The following is a 3,961-nucleotide window of genomic DNA, read 5'->3' as shown; positions in this document are numbered from 1 at the left end:
TGTCTCCTCAGCGGCCAGACCGGGCTGGGTGACTGGATTGTGCTGGGTGAGGCGCACCTCCCGCACGGCAAAGCCGGCGGCCCGCAGGCTGCCCAGCAACTGGTGGCGGTTGTACTGCAGGGCCTGCAGCCAGGGGCCGGGGGCGGCTCCCACCGTGAGCACCGAGCCCTGCAGGCGCAGGGGGCGGCAGTGTGGGGCCAGTTGGGGACCGGCCAGCGTCGGCCAGCGCTGCCATAGCGCCCCCAGGTTGCCCTGGCGCTGCCACTGCTGCTGCAGGGTGTCGAGGCACTGGGCCAGGGCCGTGGCCGGCGGGTGGCTGGCCGGCACCATCACCGTGATGCTGCCGATGCGGCGCTGACCCATGGCCACGGCCGTGCCGCGCCTCCGCTGTCGCTGCGACCCTGCCATTGCCGCCAATCAGATCCTGCCCCCATTCTGAGTCCTGAGCGCGATGGTGCCGCTCCGATCAGACGCCGGTGGCGTTCATGGTTAGCCTCTGGCCTTGCCCCCAGCTGCGCCATGGGCTTTTTTGACCGCCTCAGCCGACTGCTCCGTGCCAACGCCAATGCGGCGATCGGCAGCATGGAGGATCCCTCCAAGATCCTTGACCAGTCCGTCGCGGACATGCAGTCCGACCTGATCAAGCTCCGCCAGGCGGTGGCCACGGCCATTGCCAGTCAGAAGCGGATCGCCAACCAGGCCGAACAGGCGGAGAGCCAGTCCAAGACCTGGTATCAGCGCGCCGAACTGGCCCTCCAGAAGGGGGAGGACGACCTCGCCCGCGAGGCCCTCACCCGCCGCAAGACCTACGACGACACCGCCACCGCCCTCAACGCCCAGCTCAACAGCCAGGCCGGCCAGGTGGACGCGCTCAAGAAGAGCCTGGTGGCGCTGGAGGCCAAGATCGCCGAGGCCAAGACCAAGAAGGACATGCTCAAGGCCCGGGCCCAGGCCGCCCAGGCCCAGGAGCAGCTCCAGAGCGCCGTGGGCAACCTCGGCACCAACTCCTCGATGGCGGCCTTCGAGCGCATGGAGGAAAAGGTGCAGAACCTGGAGGCCCGCAGCCAGGCGGCGGCCGAGCTGGCCGGCGCCGACCTCGAGAGCCAGTTCGCTGCGCTTGAGAGCAGCGATGTGGACGATGAGCTCGCCGCTCTCAAGAACCGGCTCTCCGGCGCCGCCGGCCCGGAACCTGTGGCCCTGCCCAAGGACAGCGATCCGGTGCCCCAGCTGGAGCCGGTGAAGGTGGCCCAGGTGGATGCCGAACTCGAAGAGCTCAAGCGCTCGATCGACAAGCTCTGATCGCCCGTTCTGCTCCCCATGGGCCCTGAACCACCCGCGGGGGTCATGGCCTGATCCGTTGGCTGCCCCTGAGGGGTGCCGGCGGGCCCCTACCTTGAAGCCTCGCTCCGAAGGGTTCCCTCCCTCCACGCTCCCGTTCTTTCCCTCTGCTGTTCCCGTGTCCACTGCCGTGTCCGTCGTTCATCTCACCGACGCCAACTTCGACGCTGAAGTGATCGCCTGCAGCGAGGCGGTGCTGGTGGATGTCTGGGCCCAGTGGTGCGGCCCCTGCCGTCTGATGGCACCGCTGATGGACTGGGCTGCCAGCGACTACGCCGGCCGCCTCAAGGTGGGCAAGCTCGAGGCCGATCCCAACCCCGGCAGCCGCGACCGCCTGCAGGTGCAGGGCCTGCCGACCCTGGTGCTGTTCAAGGCCGGCGCCCCGGTGGCTCGCCATGAGGGCGCCATGGCCAAGGCCCAGCTCAAGGCCTTCCTGGATGCCCATCTCTGAGCGCCTGGCCCAGCTGGGCAGTGGCGTCTTCGCCCGCAACGACCGCCGCAAGAGCGCCTACAGCCTGAGGGCCGCCGCTGCCGACAGCGGCCTGGAGCCCCTGCTCGATCTCTCCCTGGGATCCACCGATCTGCTGCCGCCGCCCGAGGCGATCGCGGCGATGCAGCGCGTCCTCGACGCCCCCTCAAGTGCGGCCTATTGCCTGCACCACGCCACGCTGCCCTTCCGGGAGGCCGCCGCGGCCTGGGCGCAGCGGCGTTTCGGGGTGGCCGTCGATCCGCAGCGCGAAGTGCTGCTGCTGGTGGGATCCCAGGAGGGCACGGCCCACCTGCCCTTGGCGGTGCTGAATCCCGGCGATGCCGCCCTGCTGCTCGACCCCTACTACCCCTCCCACCTGGGGGGCCTGCAGCTGGCCTCGGCCCGGCCCCAGCTGTTGCGCCTCGATGCGGCAAGCGGCTGGCGTCCCGATTTCGAGCGGGTGTCCACCGCCGAGTGGGAGGCCCTCAAGCTGATGGTGCTGGGGTTCCCCCACAACCCCACGGCCACCACCGGGGAGCAGGCCTGGGTGGATGCGGCCATGCACAAGGCCCTGCGCCACGACGTGGTGCTGGCCCATGACAACCCCTACGTGGACCTGGCCCTCGACGGGGAGGCCCCGGCCCTGCTGCGCCAGCCGGGCTGGCGCAGCCATGGCATCGAGTTCTTTTCCCTCTCCAAGAGCTGGTGCCTGGGGGGCTTCAGGCTGGCCTTCGCCATCGGTGCCGAGTGGCTGATCACCGCGTTGAGGCAGCTCAAGGGGGTGGTGGATTTCAACCAGTCCCTCGCCCTGCAGGCCGGGGCGATCGCCGCCCTGGAGCAGGCCCCCCACTGGCCGGCCCAGCTGGGCCGGACCTACCGCCAGCGACGCGACCACATGGCCGCGGCCCTGGAAGCTGTGGGCTGGCCGGTGCGGCGCCCCAGCATGGCCCTGTATCTGTGGCTGGCCCTGCCGCCCCAATGGCAGAGCCAGTCCGGCGAGGATCAGGGCGAAGGCTCAGAAGCCTTCTGTGCCGCCCTGCTGCAGGCCACCGGGGTGGCCCTCACACCCGGCAACGGCTTTGGCCCCGGTGGTGAGGGCTGGGCCCGCTTGGCCCTGGTCCACCCCACGGAACAGCTGCAGCAGGGCGCCGCCCGCATCGGCACCTGGCTGGCCGCCGGGGCGCCCCGGTGAGCGGCTGGCAGATCCGGCGGCTGCCCGTGTGCGCCAGCACCGAGTGGGAGCTGGATCGCTGGCTGCGGCACAGCCCCCCCGGCCCCCAGGGCCCCGATCCGTGGCGGGCCGTGGTGGCCAGGCGGCAGCGCCACGGCCAGGGGCAGAGGGGGCGGCCCTGGTGCGCGCCCGCTGGCGGGGTGTGGCTCAGTGCCGCCTTCCCCTGGCCTGGAGCATCGCGGGCGCCGGCCAACCTGCCCCTGGCTCTGGCCGTGGGCCTGGCGCGGGAGCTGGAAGGGCTGGGTCTGCCGGTGCGGATCAAGTGGCCGAACGATCTGCTCGTGCATGGCGGCAAGCTGGCGGGCCTGCTGCCGCGCCAGCGCTGGCGTGGGGGCCGCCTGCTCTGGGCCCAGGCCGGCATCGGCCTCAACGGCACCAACCGGGTGCCGCCCGGGGCGGTTTCGGTGGCTCAGGCCCTGGCCCGGGCAGGAGGGCGGCGGGGACCAGGCCCCGGCCGCTGGCATCCCCAGGCCTGCCCCAGACGACTGGAGGCGAGGGTGTGGAGCGCGCTTCGCTGGGCCATGGCCCAGGCGGGTGAAGCGGAACTGGTGCGGGACCAGGCCGAACAGCGGCTCTGGCAGCCGCCCGAGGGAGTGCTGGTGGGGGAGGAGCCGTGGCAGGTGGCCGGTCTGGAGCTGGATGGTCGCCTGCGGCTGCAGAGGGGGGCGGCCCTCACCTGGCTCAGCCGTAGCTTCTGAGCCTGTCGCGCCTGCGACAGCATGGGTAGCGGCAGCTGGTCGGTTCGCGGGTGAGAATGGGGCCTCCCGGCTGCCCTGGGAGCCCTGACGCCTGCGCTGACGCTCGCTCCTCTGCCTGCTCTGATCCGCTCCATGGCACGTCTGTTCCACCTCCATCTCCTTCCTGCCGCCCTGGTGACGGGTGGAACCCTGATCGGGCTGGTGGGCCTGGGGATCGCCCAGGAG

The 3,961-nt window shown here is 71.6% G+C and carries 5 protein-coding genes; 4 read left to right on the top strand and 1 reads right to left on the bottom strand.

Translation table 11 applies throughout. The annotated features are described in order from the left end of the window. The coding region (locus IQ216_RS12275) for a DUF721 domain-containing protein (RefSeq protein WP_193815683.1) at positions 1 to 408 on the bottom strand (408 nt) is incomplete at its 3' end. Positions 409 to 519: 111 nt separating this feature from the next. Between IQ216_RS12275 and IQ216_RS12270 the strand changes: the two genes are divergently transcribed. From IQ216_RS12270 to IQ216_RS12255, 4 genes are all read left to right on the top strand, one after another. Next, positions 520 to 1,299, top strand: a complete 780-nt coding sequence (locus IQ216_RS12270; protein ID WP_186697056.1) for a PspA/IM30 family protein — start codon at positions 520 to 522, stop codon at positions 1,297 to 1,299. Positions 1,300 to 1,456: 157 nt separating this feature from the next. Then, complete coding sequence (locus tag IQ216_RS12265) at positions 1,457 to 1,789, top strand: co-chaperone YbbN (protein WP_186697055.1); 333 nt, start codon at positions 1,457 to 1,459, stop codon at positions 1,787 to 1,789. Next, the gene (locus tag IQ216_RS12260; protein WP_193815682.1) at positions 1,776 to 2,999 is read left to right on the top strand and encodes an aminotransferase class I/II-fold pyridoxal phosphate-dependent enzyme; all 1,224 of its coding nucleotides are present in this window, start codon (positions 1,776 to 1,778) and stop codon (positions 2,997 to 2,999) included. Before IQ216_RS12265 ends, IQ216_RS12260 begins: the two co-directional genes overlap by 14 nt. Then, the gene (locus tag IQ216_RS12255) at positions 2,996 to 3,736 is read left to right on the top strand and encodes a biotin--[acetyl-CoA-carboxylase] ligase (protein ID WP_193815681.1); all 741 of its coding nucleotides are present in this window, start codon (positions 2,996 to 2,998) and stop codon (positions 3,734 to 3,736) included. The genes IQ216_RS12260 and IQ216_RS12255 overlap by 4 nt, the downstream gene beginning before the upstream one ends. Positions 3,737 to 3,961 lie beyond the last annotated feature (225 nt).

Origin of the sequence: Cyanobium sp. LEGE 06143, from assembly GCF_015207535.1 — a bacterium.
Classification (GTDB): domain Bacteria; phylum Cyanobacteriota; class Cyanobacteriia; order PCC-6307; family Cyanobiaceae; genus NIES-981.
This window is presented reverse-complemented; position numbering and strand designations above follow the sequence as displayed.